The following is a 15497-nucleotide window of genomic DNA, read 5'->3' as shown; positions in this document are numbered from 1 at the left end:
TCCACAAAGCTCGGCTGTCCCGTCCGCTTGACCGCCATCGCTACCCTCCGAGGCTTTGCCTTAGGGAATCACAATTGACGAATTACGCAACAGGCCCACAAGGGGAGAGGGGAAGACAAACCTACTTCGGCAACAACGCCTTCAGCTTGTCCATGTCGCGCACGTTCATCTTGAAGCCGCCGGGCATCACGATGTCGCCGGGCTTCTGGTCGGGCTTGCAGGCCCCGAGCCACTTGGCTTCGAGCTGCATCGTGGTGTCGCGGCCTGCTGCGCCGACGGCGCCGCCTTGTGCATGCGACGAGGTCTTCACCGTATAGGCCGAGTTGAAATCGCCCGTGATCTCGGCATGCGAGGTCGTGCTGATGCCGGCGACGTTGCACTCGGAATCGCTGACATAGCCGGTCGCGGTCTTCTTGATGTCCTGCTTGGTGCAGATCTGCTTGGCCATCGGGGAGACGTTGTTGTTCATCTCCTTGTCGACGGTCTCGTCGGTGCAGTGCTGCATGGTCATCTCCGGCATGGGCGTGCCGGTCCTGACCATCTTCATTTCCCAGAGACCGGCCTTGCGCACCGGCAGATCGTCGGCGCTGGCGCTGCCTGCCGACATCACAAGACAAAGGGCCGAGCCGAGCAAAGCGAGCTTGCGCGTCATGTGGGAAGCTCCCGACGTTCCGAAAGCGCCTCAGTACAGCGTGCGGATCGGCTGTTGGGCAGCGCCATAGGGCACCCAACGGCAGGAGAACGAGATATAGCCGCCCTCAAAGGCCTGCACCGCGAGGAATTTCACGACCTTGCCGTAGCGCGCGCAGTGATCGACCGCGACCTGCCGCGCATCCGCCTGGGTCGCCAGCGAATAAGCGATGATGCCGCCGGTGTCGTTGCCCTTGAACGGAGGCACCGGCAGCATATCGGCGCGTGCCGACTGGCTGGCCATCATCCCCAGGGCAAGAAGGCCCGCGGCCGCAATGATTCGCATTCCCGTCACTCCAATTGGTTGGCGCCAGTTTACGGTGCCGGGAGGTCCATGAAAAGAACTGATGCCCCGCCGGCCGCGAGGTTAGGGTCAACTCTTGGCCAAGTGTTGCCGCGCTGCACTTGACCTGCCCCGGCCTTCGCGGCACCGTCCATCCTTCGCAAGACCCAGCTGTCCGGATTGCCCATGCGCGCCCTCCCCCTGAAATCGCTCCGCTTTGCCACCTTGCTTGGCCTCATGTTCGGGGCGCTGTCGCTCGGCGAGGCCAGGGCCGCCAATCCGCTGGAGCTGAACTTCTGGCTGAACGGGCCGCGCTATGACGGCGCCGTCGTCGATTGCGAGAGGGCGCTGCCGACCATCGCCACCCAGTTCTGGGAGAAGGAAAGCTCGTTCTGGAATTCCTCGTTGAAGATCACCGGCTTCGCCGCCGTTCACGAGATCGCGTTCCGGCCCTGGCAGTCCGACAACATTCCGCGCCGCTATTGCACCGGCGACGCCATGCTCAATGACGGCAAGGTGCGCAAGGTGCATTTCTCGATCATCGAGGATGGCGGCTTCGCCGGCTACGGCAATGGCGTCGAATGGTGCGTGGTCGGGCTCGACCGCAACTGGGCCTACAATCCGTCCTGCCGCGCCGCCAAGCCCTGAGCCTCGATCGAAAGGCCTGAATCGGACTGATCAGGCGCCTGACGGGCCGGCCCGAATTTCGTTCTTGAAATGTTCTTGTTGCCTGCTAGGCTGATTGCACAGTCTAGTTGAGGGGCGTGGCCATGTTTCATTTTAGATTGCATTCGTTCACCCGTCTCGTGATCTCACTGACCCTTCCCCTGGTTCTTGCCGCCGGGCTGGTCGCGCTGCCGGGCGGCGCGAAGGCCCAGGACAAACGGCAGAACGCGCCCGGCGAATTCGACTTCTATGTGCTGTCGCTGTCATGGTCGCCCTCGTTCTGCGAGGAGGCGTCCGAGCGCAACCGCGGCGGCGGTGGTCGCTCGCAGATGCAGTGCAGCGGGCGGCCCTACGCGTTCGTGGTGCACGGGCTGTGGCCGCAATATGAGAACGGCTTCCCCGAATATTGCCAGCGGCCGTCGCCACGCCTGAACCGCAACATCGTCTCCTCGATGCTCGATTTGATGCCGGCGCCGGGGCTGATCTTCAACGAGTGGGACAAGCACGGCACCTGCTCCGGGCTCGACAGCCGCAATTATTTCGAGACGATCCGAAAGGCGCGCGCCGCGATCAAGATCCCGGCGGAATATCTCGAACTGTCGCAGGCCAAGACCGTGGCGCCGGGCGAGGTGGAGGGAGCCTTTATCAAGGCCAATGCGGGCCTGAGCAACGCGGCCATCTCGGTCACCTGCAACCGGACCAGGCTCTCCGAGGTCCGCATCTGCCTCAGCAAGGACCTGCAATTCCGGGCCTGCGAGGAGATCGAGCGCCGCGCCTGCCGCCGCGACCAGGTGACGATGCCGCCGATCAGAGGTGGGTAGTCCAAGTGCGCGTGCCCCGGACGCAGCGCCGCTTCGGCGGTGCGCTGCAGAATCGGGGCCCATGCTGCATGGGAATCCAAACCCCGGCCCCTGGCCCGCAACGCTAAGAGCGTTGCAGCACGTCCGGGACAGACGCGCATGCCGCTTTGCTCAAGCCGTGACGTAGCGTAGTCCTGTCTCATGAACTACCGTCACGCCTTCCACGCCGGAAACTTCGCCGATGTCATCAAGCACATCGTGCTCGCGCGCATCATTACCTACCTCCAGGACAAGCCGGGGGCATTCCGTGTCATCGACACCCATGCCGGCGCCGGCCTCTACAATCTCGAAAGCGACGAGGCGCGCCGCAGCGGCGAATGGCTGACCGGCGTCGCTCGGCTGATGCAGGCGCGCCTGTCGAACGACGCCGTGGCGCTGGCCAAGCCCTATCTCGACATCGTTCGCGCCTACAATCCGAAGGGCGAGCTCAAGGCCTATCCGGGTTCGCCGCTGATCGCGCGCGGCCTGCTGCGGCCGCAGGACCGCCTCGTTGCCTGCGAGCTCGAGCCGAAGGCGCGCAAGGCGCTGATCGGTGTGCTGCGCCGCGACGAACAGGCGCGCGTGGTCGATCTCGACGGCTGGGTCGCGCTGCCGGCCTTCGTGCCGCCGAAGGAACGGCGCGGGCTCGTGCTGATCGACCCGCCGTTCGAGGCGAAAGACGAGTTCGAAAAGCTCGGCGACGCCTTCTCGGCGGCTTTCGCGAAATGGCCGACCGGTATCTATGTAATCTGGTATCCGGCCAAGAGCCGGCGCGCCACCGACACGCTGGTGCAATCAGTGGCGCGGCTCGCAGCCGCAGCAAAACCACCAGGAAAATGTCTGCGTCTCGAATTCAGTGTCGCGCCGCAGCTTGATGGCGCCGCCCTCACCTCCGCCGGATTGTTGATCGTCAATCCACCATACACGCTGCATGGCGAGCTCAAGACGATCCTGCCCGAGCTGGAGATACCGCTCGGACAGGGTGGAGCTGCCAGATTCCGATTAGAGGTGCCGAGACCGTAACACCCCGGCATTCTTGGGAAAAAGATGCAGGAGCGGTAGTCAATCTGCAGAGAACCGTATTATGCTGTTTCCGTGACTGGCTTTACGTTCCGCTTCCGCGAATGGTTGCGGCGGAGTGAAGGCCTAAGAAAGATCCGATCGGACCGAAAGAAAGGTCCGCCCAAGGATGGCCAGCTCCCGGGCTTCGTAAGGCCCGGTCATGTCGTGACGTGAGTCTGCGTCGCGACGGAGGAGCAATGAGGGGGAGTTTCCCGATGGCCATGACGGGAACGGTCAAGTTTTTTAACGGCGAGCGCGGCTACGGTTTCATCAAGCCCGACGACGGCGGCCGCGACGTCTTCGTGCACATTACTGCTGTGGAGCGGGCGGGACTGAAAGACCTCGCCGAAGGACAGCGTATTACTTTTGAAGTCGAGCCGGACAAGAAGGGGAAGGGACCAAAGGCGGTCAATTTGGTCATCCTCTCCTAGAGCGTTTTCGAGCGAACACCTGGCGAAAAAATCCCGGCCGCGAGCGGCCGGGAGGCTGTTGTCCGGTAGTTTCTTCTTCAGCTATCAGAAGTGATAGTTCACGCCTGCGCGCACAACGCTGGCGCTATAGCCGTTTGACACGCCGGTAATTGCGAACTGGCTCGTCGACAGATCGATGTAGAGATATTCGAGCTTGGCGCTCCAGTTCGGCGCGAAGCCGACTTCCGCGCCGGCACCGATGGTCCAGCCTGCGGTGGTGTGCGACTCCGTCCAGCCGAATGTCTGCGCGCGCAGCTCGCCGAAGGCGAGGCCGGCGGTGCCGTAGAACAGCACGTTGCTGAACGCATAGCCGGCGCGGCCGCGCAGCGTGCCGAACCAGGGGTTGGAGAACTTCCACGGCGCGAAGGTGTCATCAGCGCCCGCGGCCTGGATATCGCCCTCGACGCCGAACACCCATGGACCGTTCTGGAAATTGTAGCCGGCCTGCACACCGCCGACGAAACCGGAGGGCTTGACGGGCGAGTTACTCACCGAGCCCCACTCATAGCCGAGATTGGCACCGAGATACGGACCGGCCCAGCTATAGGCATTGAGCGGCTGATTGACGGTGTAGGGCGCACCCTGCCCGTAATTGAGATCGGCGGCCTCTGCCGAAGCTGTCCAGCCGGCTGCAACCAACACGGCTGCGCCTACAACGAACCCCCTCATCGGTACTCTCCAACGCAACTGCCGCCCCCCGCGATGCCTGCGCCGCCGCGCGAGGCAAAATCGCATGGTTACGGAACCTCCTCTTTTTCGCGTAAGATTTATCGAGAGTTTTAAGTTAAAGGCCTGTTAAGCCGGGTTACCGTGCTCTTAACAAGCTTAAGCAAGTGTTACCCGGAACCGCGCCGCCATCCTGTGTGTGCCGCAAGGCTGGAACTTCAAATCAGCACCCCCAGCGCCTAAATTCGCATCATGGCTCACGATTCCACCGACAATCCGGACGACGCACGCGCGCGCAAATCTCCGCGCGGCATGACGGCCGACGCCCCGCCGGAGAGCCTGGCGCCGCCGGACCTCGATCCCGCCACCACCGCTGGCGAGGACGAGGACGACGCGCTGCTGCCTGACATCCTGGAGGAGAGCGGCGCGGTCGGCGAAGAACCGCTGGCGACCGGCCATGAGGCGATCGAGCGCGCGGTCCGCCTCGCGCCCACCTCGCCGGGCGTCTATCGCATGCTCAGCGCCAATGCCGACGTGCTCTATGTCGGCAAGGCCAAGAACGTCAAAAAGCGCTTGTCGAACTATGCGCGCCAGAGCGCGCCGCAACCGGCGCGCATCCTGCGCATGATCGCAGCCACGGTGACCGTAGAGATCGTCTCGACCAACACCGAGACCGAAGCGCTGCTGCTGGAAGCCAACCTCATCAAGCAGCTCCGGCCGCGCTTCAACGTGCAGCTGCGCGACGACAAGTCGTTTCCCTACATCCTGATCACCGGCGACCATTGGGCGCCGCAGATCCTCAAGCACCGCGGCGCGCAGACCCGGCCCGGGCGCTATTTCGGCCCGTTCGCTTCCGCCGGCGCGGTCAACCGCACCATCACCGCCTTGCAGCGCGCGTTCCTGATCCGCTCCTGCACCGATTCCTTCTTCGAGAGCCGCTCGCGGCCCTGCCTGCTCTACCAGATCCGCCGCTGCGCCGGCCCCTGTACCCGCGAGATCGACTTCCCCGGCTATACGACGCTGGTGCGCGAAGCGACCGACTTCCTCTCCGGCAAGAGCCACGCGGTGAAGCAGGAGCTTGCCGGCGAGATGGAGAAGGCCTCCGGCGAGCTCGAATTCGAGACCGCGGCACTTTACCGCGACCGCCTCGCCGCGCTGTCGGCGATCCAGTCGCAGCAGGGCATCAATCCGCGCACGGTGGAAGAAGCCGACGTGTTCGCGGTCCACCAGGAGGGCGGTTTCTTTTGCGTCGAAGTGTTCTTCTTCCGCACCGGCCAGAACTGGGGCAACCGCGCCTATTTCCCGCGCGCGGAGAAGACCTATACGCCGGAGGAAGTGCTGGGGTCGTTCCTCGCCCAGTTCTACGACGACAAGCCGCCGCCGAAAAACATCCTGCTCTCGCACGAGATCGAGGAGAGCGAGCTGCTCGCCAATGCGCTGTCGATCAAGGCCGGCCACAAAGTTGAGGTCTCCACGCCCAAGCGCGGCGAGAAGAAGGAGCTGGTCGCCCACGCGCTGACCAATGCGCGCGAGGCGCTCGGCCGCAAGCTCGCGGACACCGCGACGCAAGGCCGGCTGCTCGACGCCATGGCCACGACGCTGAGCCTGCCGCATTCGCCCAAGCGCATCGAGGTCTACGACAACAGCCACATCCAGGGCACCAATGCGGTCGGCGCCATGATCGTCGCCGGCCCCGATGGTTTCGTGAAGAACCAGTACCGCAAGTTCAACATCAAGTCGGAAGGGCTCACGCCGGGCGACGATTACGGGATGATGAAAGAGGTGCTGGAGCGCCGCTTCAAGCGCCTGATCAATCCGCCCGAGGACGCCGCCGGCAAGGCCAAGGACGACGACTTCCCGCAATGGCCCGACCTCGTGATCATCGACGGCGGTCGCGGCCAGCTCAACGCCGTCCGGGAGATCTTTACGAATCTCGGCCTGACCCAGGTGTCGCTGATGTCGGTCGCCAAGGGACCGGACCGGGATGCCGGCCGCGAAACCCTGTTCATGCCGGAGCGCGAGGCGATCAAGCTGGAGCCGCGCGATCCCGTGCTTTACTTCATCCAGCGCTTGCGCGACGAGGCCCACCGCTTCGTCATCGGCTCGCACCGCAAGCTGCGCAAGAAGGACATCCGCGAGGCCGGTTTGCAGGAGATTCCGGGCATCGGCCCGTCACGCAAACGTGCCTTGCTGCACCATTTCGGAACCCTGAAGGAGATCGAGCGGGCCTCGATCGCCGATCTCGGCAAGGTTCCGGGGGTGAGCGCCGAGAGCGCTCGCAGGATTTTCGACTATTTCCATCCCCAGCCGGGGTGAACTAAGGGGGCCGCGGTCATATGGTCGTCGCCTGCTGCACCCCATTTGGGGAGCGGGACGGTTGACCTTCAGGCACGAGCGGTATTGGTAGGACGGATGAACATCGCCACGACACGAGGGACGACCAGCCGCGCGATGTCCCTCCCGAATATCCTGACCTATGGCCGGATCGCCGCGATCCCGGTCGTGGTCGGGTGCATCTATGCGCAGTCGATTCTGGATCAGCCGCTGTGGCTGCGCTGGGTCGCGGTCGCCATCTTCATCGCGGCAGCAGTGACCGATTACCTCGACGGCTATTACGCGCGGATCTGGAATCAGCAATCGGCGTTCGGCCGGATGCTCGATCCGATCGCCGACAAGCTGCTGGTCGCCTCCTGCCTGCTGATGCTGGCCGCCGACGGCATCATCCATGGCTGGTCGCTGTGGGCCGCCATCGTGATCCTGTGCCGCGAGATCCTGGTCTCGGGCCTGCGCGAATATCTCGCCGCGTTGCGGGTGAGCGTTCCCGTGACCAAGCTTGCGAAGTGGAAGACGACCGTTCAGCTCATCGCCATCGGCTTCCTGCTCGCGGGCCCGGCCGGCGATGAGGTGGTGCCCGTGGTCTCGATGATCGGGCTGGCGCTGCTCTGGGCGTCGGCGATCCTCACCATATACACCGGCTACGACTATTTCCGCGCCGGCATCCATCACCTCATCAAGGAGGATGAGGCATGAAGGTGAAGTACTTCGCCTGGGTGCGCGAGCGCGTCGGCAAGGCCGAGGAGACCATCGAGCCGCCGGCGACTGTGCGCACCGTCGAGGAGCTGATCGCCTGGCTGTCCGGCCAGAGCGAGGCCTATGCCTACGCCTTCGAGAAGCCGAAGGTGATCCGCACCGCGATCGATCATGCCCACGTCAAATCGGACGCCGCGATCGCGGGCGCCCGCGAGATCGCGTTTTTCCCGCCGATGACCGGCGGCTAGAACATGACCGCCCCCGTCAGCCCCTGCCCCGTCACCATCCGCATCCAGCAGGACGATTTCGACATCGCGCGCGAGATCGCGATCCTGACCGGAAGCCGTACCGACATCGGCGCGGTCGTGAGCTTTTCCGGTATCTGCCGCGGCGACGAGGACAGCGCGAAGATCGCCGCCCTCACGCTCGAACATTATCCCGGCATGGCGGAGGAAGAGATCAAGCGCCATGCCGACGAAGCTACATCGCGCTGGCCGCTGAACGGCGTCACCGTCATTCATCGCGTCGGGCGGTTAATGCCCGGCCAGAACATCGTGCTGGTGCTCACGGCCTCGCAACATCGCCAGGCAGCGTTCCAGGCGGCCGAGTTCCTGATGGATTATCTCAAGACCAGCGCGCCGTTCTGGAAGAAGGAAGAGAGCGCCACCGGCACCGGCTGGGTCGAAGCCCACGCCCGTGACGACGAGGCCGCCGCACGCTGGACCCGATCCTGATGGCAAAAGCATCCAAGAAGACCGCGCGCGGCCGCGCGGCACCGAAACTCGCGAAGGTCGGCCGCGGCGAGTTGCTCACGCTGCTCGATTTCGTCCGCTACGCCGTGAGCCGCTTCACCGAGGCGAAGCTCTCCTTTGCCCATGGCACGACCGATCCGATCGCGGAAGCAGCCTTCCTGGTCTGCGAAGCCCTGCATCTGCATCCCGATCAGTTCGAGATCTTTGCCCACGCCTGCGTCACGTCGGCGGAAGGCAAGACCATCCTCGACCTCATCCACAAGCGCGTCACCACGCGCAAACCGACCGCCTATCTCGTCAACAAGATCTACATGCGCGGCCTGCCCTTCTATGTCGACGAGCGCGTCATCGTTCCGCGCTCTTTCATCGGCGAGCTGCTGGAGTCGCATTTCGGCGGCGACGGCGAGGCGGGCTCGCTGATCGACGACCCCACGGCCGTCGAACGCGTGCTCGATCTCTGCACGGGCTCTGGATGTCTCGCCATCCTCGCCGCGCATCATTTCCCGAATGCCACCGTTGATGCCGTCGACATCTCCAAGGGCGCGCTCGAAGTCGCCACGCGAAATGTCGGCGAATTCGGGCTCGATGACCGGATCAGTCTGCATCGCGGCGACCTGTTCGCCCCGCTCGGTGACAACAGATACGACCTAATCATCACCAACCCGCCCTACGTCGATGCCGAAGGCATGGCGGCGCTGCCGCCGGAATGCCGGGCCGAGCCGAAGCTCGCCTTTGACGGCGGCGCCGACGGTCTCGACGTGGTGCGCCGGATCCTGCGCGATGCGCCCGATCACCTGACGCCGGATGGCGGCTTGATCTGCGAGATCGGCCGCGGCCGCGAACTGGTCGACGAGGCCTTTCCGGAACTGCCGCTGCTCTGGCTCGACACCGAGGAATCCGAGGGCGAGGTGTTCTGGATCGCGGCCGCCGATCTCGGCTGATCCGCCCCGGCAGCCGCGCTCCGCGCGGAACAAGTCAAATTCCGCCACGTTCATCCCCCGACGAATTTTTCGTTCTCGGAGGATGTCCGCATGCTCGCGCCATCGGGGGAATTGCTGCGCGCCGGCATGGCGCTCAAGATCAATCATCTCAAGCGCGCCGCGCGATCGTACTTGCGCGACCGCACCAATCAGGCCACGGGCCGCGCGACATCCTATGCGGTCGCGGCAGGACTGTTCGCAATGGCCGGGCTGTTCCTGATCGCCACCCTCTTTGTCGGCCTGATGGCCCTTTATCGTTGGGTGGCAATCACCCACGGACAATTCTGGGGCTTCGGTGTCGTCGCGGCCGTGCTCCTGGTGCTGGCCGCATCCTGCGCCGGCGTGGCTCTGGCCCAAATGAAGCGTCGGGACAAGCCGGTCGTGCCGCTTGTCAGCCGCATGCGCGTTGCGATCGCCACCCCGCGGATCCCGCGCGGAACCGTCAAGCAGGCGGTGAAAGAGGTCGCAACGACGATTCCGCTGGTGCCGCTTGCACCGGGCGAACGTGGCCGTGGCGGCAACGCCGTGTCGGCCCGGACCAACCGGCCCGTGCAGCTGGGTCTGATGCTCGCAGCCGTCGGGCTGTTGGGCTTCACGGCCGCACGCCGGCGCCGGCACGGCCACAGATTGGACGCTTGAAATGCGCGCGCGGCACGCCGAGCACCTCGACAGTTGGTTGCTCGTCGCCGCCACCGCCGTGTTCGTGTTGTCTGCGGAACGCTACTTTCAGGAGCCCGGCCCCATCCGGTCGGGGCCTCCGCAAGACCATCGCAACAATGAAGCAAATTCGCCGGAAACGAGCCCGGCGGGCGCAGCGATGCAGCCCGGCCACGGCCGGCGCGCAAAAAGCCCTTTCGCGATCCCGTGGGCGGGCTGGAAAGACATCTTCTGGCGCACCTATCAGCGCATCGACGACGATCGCCTGCTCGCGACCGCGGGCGGCGTCGTCTTCTTCGGGCTGCTCGCGATCTTTCCCGCCGTGACCGCGCTGGTCTCATCCTACGGCCTGTTCGCCGATCCCTCGACGATCAGTTCCAACCTGCATTCGCTCGCGATGATGCTGCCCGAGGGCGCGTTCCAGGTCGTCGAGGACCAGGTCGCTCGCGTGGTGTCCAACGGCAATACCGCCCTGGGTGTCACCTTCCTGTTTGGCCTCTTGCTCGCGATCTGGAGCGCCAATGCGGGCGTCAAAGCCATCTTCGATGCCCTCAACGTCGCCTATGAGGAGCGCGAAAAGCGCAGCTTCGTCCGGCTGAACACCGTGTCGTTGGCTTTCACCGTCGGCGGCATCGCGGCGCTGCTGCTGATGGTGGGCACCGTGGTCGCCTTCCCGCTCGCCCTCAACCATCTCGGCATCGCGCCCGAAAGCAAACTGATCGTCGCTCTCGCGCGATGGCCGGTGCTGTTCGTCATCCTGCTGGCAGCGCTTGCCGTTCTCTATCGCTTCGCACCCAGCCGCGACGCGCCGCGCTGGCAATGGCTGAGCCTCGGCGCGGTGACGTCCGCCATCCTCTGGATCGCCGGCTCGGCGCTCCTGTCCTGGTATCTCTCGGAATTCGCCAATTACAACGCGACCTACGGCTCGCTCGGCGCGGCGATCGGCTTGATGATGTGGATGTGGATGTCGGCGATCGTCATCATGTTCGGGGCCGAGTTGAACTCGGAGATCGAACGGCAGACCGTTCGGGATACGACCACCGGGCCACCCAAGCCGCTCGGCACCCGGCAGGCCGTCTCGGCCGACACGGTCGGCGCCGCCGCGCCATCCTGATTGCCGGCGGTCAGGCCGGGGCTCGGCCTGACCGGATCACGACAGCAATTCAGCGCTTGCTGATCACTGTCTCCAGATACTCGCTATGCACCACCACCGTACCGTCGTCGGCACGGTTGAACTCGCCGAGCAGCGCCATGAGATCACGCCGCAGCGCGGCCTGGCCGGTCTCCTCCAACGCCGCGAACGCTTTCAGCATCGGCCCGTAATAGGACTTGAAAACCTCGAGCCAGTGCTCCGGCGAGCGATAGCGGAAGACGAACATCCTGGGCTCGGCGGCGATCTCGGAGGCCTGACTGCCGAACATCTCTTCGAGCCGCCCCGGCGTACCCCACAAGGCTGGCGACTTCACGCCCGCTGGTGGCGGCACATGCCTGCCGATGGTCTTGAAGAGCTGACCGATGAAGCCCTGGGGCGTCCAGTTGGCGAGGCCGATCTTGCCGCCGGACTTGCAGACCCGCGCGAGCTCGGACGCCGCCTTGTCCTGATCCGGCGTGAACATGACGCCGAAGGTCGAGAGCACAACGTCGTAGCTGGCATCCGCAAACGGCAGCGCTTCGGCATCCGCTTCACGGAATTCGACCATCAGATGTTCCGCCGCGGCCCGTTCGCGTCCCCGCTTGAGCAACGCGGGAACATAATCGGTCGATGTGACGTCGCACCAGCGCCGCGCGGCGGCCAGCGTCGCATTGCCATTGCCGGCGGCGACATCAAGCACCTTGCTGCCGGCACGCAAGTCGAGCGCCTCGCAGAGCTGCTCGCCGACGATCTGCAAGGTGGTGCCGACAATGGCATAGTCGCCGGATGACCAGGCGCCGTGCTGGCGCTGCTTGACGGCGGCGAGATCGGGTTGGGCGATGGCCGGCTTGAGCGCGGCGGATGTCGACATGGCAATTCTCCTGCGGTTGAAGACGCCGGGACGATAGGGCGCATGCGGCTCGCTGGCCTTGAGAGTGGCGTTATTTTACGCTGAGAACACCTTGATTTCCCCGCGCGAGCCGAGGGCGGCGTGACATTTCATTTCGAGGACTTTGTGCTCGACCCCGCGCGCCGCGAATTGCGGCGGGCAGAGACGCTCGTCGCGCTCGAGCCCCAGGTGTTCGATCTCCTGCTTTATCTGGTCCGTAACCGCGAGCGCGTGGTGACGCGGGACAACATGCTCGACGCGATCTGGAATGGCCGCGTTGTCTCGGAATCGACGCTGACCAGCCGGATCAACGCGGCGCGGCGCGCGGTCAATGACAATGGCGAAGAGCAGCGGCTTATCCGCACCGTCGCGCGCAAAGGCGTGCGGTTCGTCGGCGAAGTGACCGAACGCTCCGCGGCAGCCTCATCGTCGGCGCCGGGCAAGCCGCCCATCGCAACGCCGACGGAATTGCCGCTGCCCGATCGTCCCGCAATTGCCGTCCTGCCCTTCACCAACATGAGCGGCGAGGCCGAGCAGGATTATTTTTCCGACGGCATCAGCGAGGACATCATCACCGCGCTGTCGAAGCTGCGCTGGTTCTTCGTGATCGCGCGCAACTCCTCCTTCATCTACAAGGGCCGCACGGTTCACCTGCGGCAGGTCGCCGAGGAGCTCGGCGTGCGCTATGTCGTCGAGGGCAGCGTCCGCAAGGAAGGCGATCGCGTCCGCATCACCGCGCAGCTCAACGATGTCGCCACCGGCAGCCATCTCTGGGCCGAACGCTACGACCGCGAGCTCGCCGACGTCTTCGCCGTACAGGACGAGATCACCGAACGCATCGTCGCCGCGATCGAGCCGCAACTCTATGCCGCGGAGAATTTTCGCGCCGAGCGCAAGCCGCCCGACAGCCTGGACGCGTGGGACCTTCTGATGCGCGCCCTCTCCCATTACTGGCGCGTGACGCGGCAGGATCACGTCGCGGCGCGAGCCCTGCTCGAAAAGGCCATCGCGCTCGACCCGAACTACGGCAAGGCGCTCGGGCTGCTCGGCACCAGCTACATGTTCACGGCACATATGGGCTGGATGGAGATGGCCGCGGCGCTGCCGGTGGCCGAGCGCGCAGCGCGGGCCGCGATCCGCGCGGACGACCAGGATGCCTGGGCGCATAATGCGCTCGGCCATGTCGATCTGTTCGCACGCCGGTTCGAGGATTCGCTTGCCGAGTTCGAGACCGCGCTGCGGCTCAATCCGAACTTTGCGCTGGCGCAGGGCTATTATGGCCTGACGCTCAGCTATTGCGGCCGCTGGCGGGATGCCGACGACGCCGCGCGGCGGGCGATCCGCCTCAGCCCGCGCGACCCCTATGCGCCGGTCTATTTCGGCATCGCCGCCTTTGCCCGCTTCCTCGGCAGGGACTATTCGGAAGCGATCCGGCTCGCGCAGGAGGCCCTGCGCCAGCGCAGTGACTTCGTCGGCGGGCACCGGGTGCTGACCGCGGCCGCGGCGATGGCCGGGCAAACCGAGACCGCCCGCGCGGCGCTGAAGGAACTCCGCCGTGCCCAGCCCAACGTCTCGCTCGCCTGGATCGCCGAGTTCATGCCGATCAGGCTCGCCGCCGACCGCGAGCACTACCTCGAAGCCTTTCGCCGGGCCGGCCTGACCTAGACTGTCTGGGCATGATCTCCGCGCAAACGCGTTCCGCGTTTCGCAAGGGAAAACCGCTGCGCACTTTTCCGGATCATGCTCCGGCGCCGCGAACAGGCCGCTATCCCCTCGAATCAACAATGATGTTAAGGTCGCTTGGCTTGGGGGAGCATGAGGCGTGACGGGTTCGCACACTGACCCGTGTTTTCCCGGATGAGGCAGTCAGCTCTTTGAGGCGTAACGCGCGGTATGATTCGCATTTCGACGATCTTCATCGCCATCTGCATGGTTCTGGTCGCGGCCTCGCTCGGGCTTGTCCTCTACTCGGTCGCCGGCATCAGCGGAACCGAATCCGCCATCGTGGCGCTGACCGCGCTGACCTTCCTGATCCTCTACAACGCGGTCTCGATGCGGCTGCGCGACCGCAGTGACGTCGGCGGCCAGATCGCCGACCTCTCGCGCGGCACCGCCGACCTCGCCCGCCAGGTCGCCGAGTTCGGCCGCCGGCTCGCGGCGATGGAGGGGCGCATCGCCTCGGCCAATTCGACCAACTCCGACCGGATCCAGTCCGTGGTCGGCGAGATCAACGAGCTCGGCGGGCTGGTCAGGCAGCTCGCCACCACCGTGTCAGCCCATGAAGACCTCTTGGCCGGGGCCGCGCCGACCCCCGCCCCCGCTCCGGTCGCCCGGACAGAGCCGGAGGCGCCGCTCGACCTGATTGCGGCCTTCGAGGAGCGGCCGGCCGCCCCTCCGCCGCTGCCCGCACCGCCGCCGCGGCCAGCACCGGCGATCCAGAGCCAGGCCGCCGTTCCGGTTCAGACGGCCAATGGCCGCAACCAGACCCAGTTACTGGCGACACTGCGCAACGCCATCGACGAGAACCGCATCGACATCTTCCTCCAGCCGATGGTGACGCTGCCGCAGCGCAAGGTGCGGTTCTACGAAGCCGTGACGCGCCTGCGCGACGAGCGCGACCAGCTGATCGCCGCCGAGGAATTCATCAGCATCGCCGAAGCCTCCGGTCTGATCGGACGCATCGACAACATGGTGATGCTGCGCTGTGTGCAGGTGCTGCGGCGCCTGATGGTGCGCAACAAGGATGTCGGCGTGTTCTGCAACGTCGCGGCCTCCACGCTCGGCAATTCCACCAGCTTCGCGCAGTGCCTCGACTTCCTCGAAGCCAACCGGGCGCTGGCGCCCTCGCTGGTGCTGGAGTTCAAGCAGTCGACCTTCCGCAATCTCGGCCCGGCCGAGACCGAGAACCTCGCGGCGCTCGCCCAGCGCGGTTTCCGCTTCTCGATCGACCATGTCACAGACCTCAGGATCGAGCCGCGCGAACTCGCCGATCGCAGCGTGCGCTTCATCAAGGTGCCGGCGTCCCTGCTGCTCGACCCCAGGCAGGCCTCGACCTCGGACATCCACCCTTCCGACCTCTCCGACCTGCTTGGCCGCTTCGGCATCGACCTGATCGCCGAACGGATCGAGGGCGAGCGCGCGGTGGTCGATTTGCTCGACTTTGACGTGCGGTTCGGTCAGGGGTTCCTGTTCGCGCCGCCCCGGCCATTGCGGCCTGAGGGGGCATCTGCTACCGGCGGGGCCTCGCCGAACCCGGCGCAGGAAATTCAGGGATCCAATGGCTCCGCTTCTCCCAGCCAAGGCGCGACATCTGGCGCGACGTCTTCAGCGCCTCCAGCCCAACGTATCACCGGCAACGCGGCGCTCGCGCGCCGGATCTGA

Annotated in this window: 17 protein-coding genes; 13 read left to right on the top strand and 4 right to left on the bottom strand. The window is 65.2% G+C overall.

Annotated features, from left to right (window positions below; all coding sequences use genetic code 11):
* Positions 1–121: 121 nt before the first annotated feature.
* Positions 122–652 (bottom strand): DUF3617 family protein, encoded by a 531-nt coding sequence (locus QJT78_RS20665; RefSeq protein WP_028152818.1) that lies wholly within the window; start codon positions 650–652, stop codon positions 122–124.
* Positions 653–682: 30 nt separating this feature from the next.
* Positions 683–976, bottom strand: a complete 294-nt coding sequence (locus QJT78_RS20660) for a hypothetical protein (protein ID WP_028152819.1) — start codon at positions 974–976, stop codon at positions 683–685.
* Between the two features lie 183 nt (positions 977–1159).
* Between QJT78_RS20660 and QJT78_RS20655 the strand changes: the two genes are divergently transcribed.
* From QJT78_RS20655 to QJT78_RS20640, 4 genes are all read left to right on the top strand, one after another.
* Positions 1160–1621 (top strand): hypothetical protein, encoded by a 462-nt coding sequence (locus tag QJT78_RS20655; protein ID WP_038944683.1) that lies wholly within the window; start codon positions 1160–1162, stop codon positions 1619–1621.
* Positions 1622–1743: 122 nt separating this feature from the next.
* A complete protein-coding gene (locus tag QJT78_RS20650; RefSeq protein ID WP_038944681.1) occupies positions 1744–2460 on the top strand; it encodes a ribonuclease T2 in 717 nt (238 codons plus the stop codon).
* 180 nt (positions 2461–2640) lie between these two features.
* Complete coding sequence (rlmJ, locus tag QJT78_RS20645) at positions 2641–3501, top strand: 23S rRNA (adenine(2030)-N(6))-methyltransferase RlmJ (protein ID WP_028152822.1); 861 nt, start codon at positions 2641–2643, stop codon at positions 3499–3501.
* 254 nt (positions 3502–3755) lie between these two features.
* On the top strand, positions 3756–3971 hold the full coding sequence (locus QJT78_RS20640) for a cold-shock protein (protein ID WP_008544396.1): 216 nt from the start codon (positions 3756–3758) through the stop codon (positions 3969–3971).
* Between the two features lie 84 nt (positions 3972–4055).
* On the opposite strand, the gene QJT78_RS20635 is transcribed toward QJT78_RS20640, so the two are convergent.
* Positions 4056–4679, bottom strand: a complete 624-nt coding sequence (locus QJT78_RS20635) for an outer membrane protein (protein ID WP_014491976.1) — start codon at positions 4677–4679, stop codon at positions 4056–4058.
* A 249-nt stretch (positions 4680–4928) separates the two neighbouring features.
* On the opposite strand from QJT78_RS20635, the gene uvrC reads away from it, so the two are divergent.
* From uvrC to QJT78_RS20600, 7 genes are all read left to right on the top strand, one after another.
* Positions 4929–6992 carry an excinuclease ABC subunit UvrC gene (gene uvrC / locus QJT78_RS20630; RefSeq protein ID WP_028152823.1) on the top strand — a complete coding sequence of 688 codons (2064 nt, stop codon included), beginning with the start codon at positions 4929–4931 and terminating at the stop codon, positions 6990–6992.
* A 96-nt stretch (positions 6993–7088) separates the two neighbouring features.
* On the top strand, positions 7089–7706 hold the full coding sequence (pgsA, locus tag QJT78_RS20625; RefSeq protein WP_014491974.1) for a CDP-diacylglycerol--glycerol-3-phosphate 3-phosphatidyltransferase: 618 nt from the start codon (positions 7089–7091) through the stop codon (positions 7704–7706).
* Positions 7703–7954 carry a molybdopterin converting factor subunit 1 gene (moaD, locus tag QJT78_RS20620; protein WP_018318355.1) on the top strand — a complete coding sequence of 84 codons (252 nt, stop codon included), beginning with the start codon at positions 7703–7705 and terminating at the stop codon, positions 7952–7954. Before pgsA ends, moaD begins: the two co-directional genes overlap by 4 nt.
* A gap of 3 nt (positions 7955–7957) precedes the next feature.
* Positions 7958–8440, top strand: coding sequence for a molybdenum cofactor biosynthesis protein MoaE (locus tag QJT78_RS20615; protein WP_028152824.1), 483 nt, complete (start codon positions 7958–7960; stop codon positions 8438–8440).
* Positions 8440–9399: a 50S ribosomal protein L3 N(5)-glutamine methyltransferase gene (gene prmB / locus QJT78_RS20610; protein ID WP_028152825.1), complete on the top strand. Its 960-nt coding sequence runs from the start codon at positions 8440–8442 to the stop codon at positions 9397–9399. The genes QJT78_RS20615 and prmB overlap by 1 nt, the downstream gene beginning before the upstream one ends.
* 90 nt (positions 9400–9489) lie before the next feature.
* Positions 9490–10077 (top strand): phage holin family protein, encoded by a 588-nt coding sequence (locus QJT78_RS20605; RefSeq protein WP_028152826.1) that lies wholly within the window; start codon positions 9490–9492, stop codon positions 10075–10077.
* Position 10078: 1 nt separating this feature from the next.
* Positions 10079–11209 carry a YihY/virulence factor BrkB family protein gene (locus QJT78_RS20600; RefSeq protein WP_028152827.1) on the top strand — a complete coding sequence of 377 codons (1131 nt, stop codon included), beginning with the start codon at positions 10079–10081 and terminating at the stop codon, positions 11207–11209.
* A gap of 49 nt (positions 11210–11258) precedes the next feature.
* On the opposite strand, the gene QJT78_RS20595 is transcribed toward QJT78_RS20600, so the two are convergent.
* Positions 11259–12098 carry a class I SAM-dependent methyltransferase gene (locus QJT78_RS20595; protein ID WP_028152828.1) on the bottom strand — a complete coding sequence of 280 codons (840 nt, stop codon included), beginning with the start codon at positions 12096–12098 and terminating at the stop codon, positions 11259–11261.
* Positions 12099–12218: 120 nt separating this feature from the next.
* On the opposite strand from QJT78_RS20595, the gene QJT78_RS20590 reads away from it, so the two are divergent.
* Together QJT78_RS20590 and QJT78_RS20585 are read left to right on the top strand one after the other, a co-directional pair.
* Complete coding sequence (locus QJT78_RS20590) at positions 12219–13781, top strand: winged helix-turn-helix domain-containing tetratricopeptide repeat protein (RefSeq protein WP_028152829.1); 1563 nt, start codon at positions 12219–12221, stop codon at positions 13779–13781.
* Positions 13782–14009: 228 nt separating this feature from the next.
* Entirely contained in the window at positions 14010–15497 is a 1488-nt protein-coding gene (locus QJT78_RS20585; RefSeq protein WP_028152830.1) for an EAL domain-containing protein, read from the top strand.

This window comes from Bradyrhizobium sp. Mp27 (genome assembly GCF_029953005.1).
Taxonomy (GTDB): domain Bacteria; phylum Pseudomonadota; class Alphaproteobacteria; order Rhizobiales; family Xanthobacteraceae; genus Bradyrhizobium; species Bradyrhizobium barranii.
This window is presented reverse-complemented; position numbering and strand designations above follow the sequence as displayed.

Bases quoted from the DNA above. Each gene is read 5' to 3' on its own strand.
- QJT78_RS20665 (WP_028152818.1), bottom strand. From the start codon at position 652: ATGACGCGCAAGCTCGCTTTGCTCGGCTCGGCCCTTTGTCTTGTGATG.
- QJT78_RS20660 (WP_028152819.1), bottom strand. From the start codon at position 976: ATGCGAATCATTGCGGCCGCGGGCCTTCTTGCCCTGGGGATGATGGCC.
- QJT78_RS20655 (WP_038944683.1), top strand. From the start codon at position 1,160: ATGCGCGCCCTCCCCCTGAAATCGCTCCGCTTTGCCACCTTGCTTGGC.
- QJT78_RS20650 (WP_038944681.1), top strand. From the start codon at position 1,744: ATGTTTCATTTTAGATTGCATTCGTTCACCCGTCTCGTGATCTCACTG.
- rlmJ (WP_028152822.1), top strand. From the start codon at position 2,641: ATGAACTACCGTCACGCCTTCCACGCCGGAAACTTCGCCGATGTCATC.
- QJT78_RS20640 (WP_008544396.1), top strand. From the start codon at position 3,756: ATGGCCATGACGGGAACGGTCAAGTTTTTTAACGGCGAGCGCGGCTAC.
- QJT78_RS20635 (WP_014491976.1), bottom strand. From the start codon at position 4,679: ATGAGGGGGTTCGTTGTAGGCGCAGCCGTGTTGGTTGCAGCCGGCTGG.
- uvrC (WP_028152823.1), top strand. From the start codon at position 4,929: ATGGCTCACGATTCCACCGACAATCCGGACGACGCACGCGCGCGCAAA.
- pgsA (WP_014491974.1), top strand. From the start codon at position 7,089: ATGAACATCGCCACGACACGAGGGACGACCAGCCGCGCGATGTCCCTC.
- moaD (WP_018318355.1), top strand. From the start codon at position 7,703: ATGAAGGTGAAGTACTTCGCCTGGGTGCGCGAGCGCGTCGGCAAGGCC.
- QJT78_RS20615 (WP_028152824.1), top strand. From the start codon at position 7,958: ATGACCGCCCCCGTCAGCCCCTGCCCCGTCACCATCCGCATCCAGCAG.
- prmB (WP_028152825.1), top strand. From the start codon at position 8,440: ATGGCAAAAGCATCCAAGAAGACCGCGCGCGGCCGCGCGGCACCGAAA.
- QJT78_RS20605 (WP_028152826.1), top strand. From the start codon at position 9,490: ATGCTCGCGCCATCGGGGGAATTGCTGCGCGCCGGCATGGCGCTCAAG.
- QJT78_RS20600 (WP_028152827.1), top strand. From the start codon at position 10,079: ATGCGCGCGCGGCACGCCGAGCACCTCGACAGTTGGTTGCTCGTCGCC.
- QJT78_RS20595 (WP_028152828.1), bottom strand. From the start codon at position 12,098: ATGTCGACATCCGCCGCGCTCAAGCCGGCCATCGCCCAACCCGATCTC.
- QJT78_RS20585 (WP_028152830.1), top strand. From the start codon at position 14,010: ATGATTCGCATTTCGACGATCTTCATCGCCATCTGCATGGTTCTGGTC.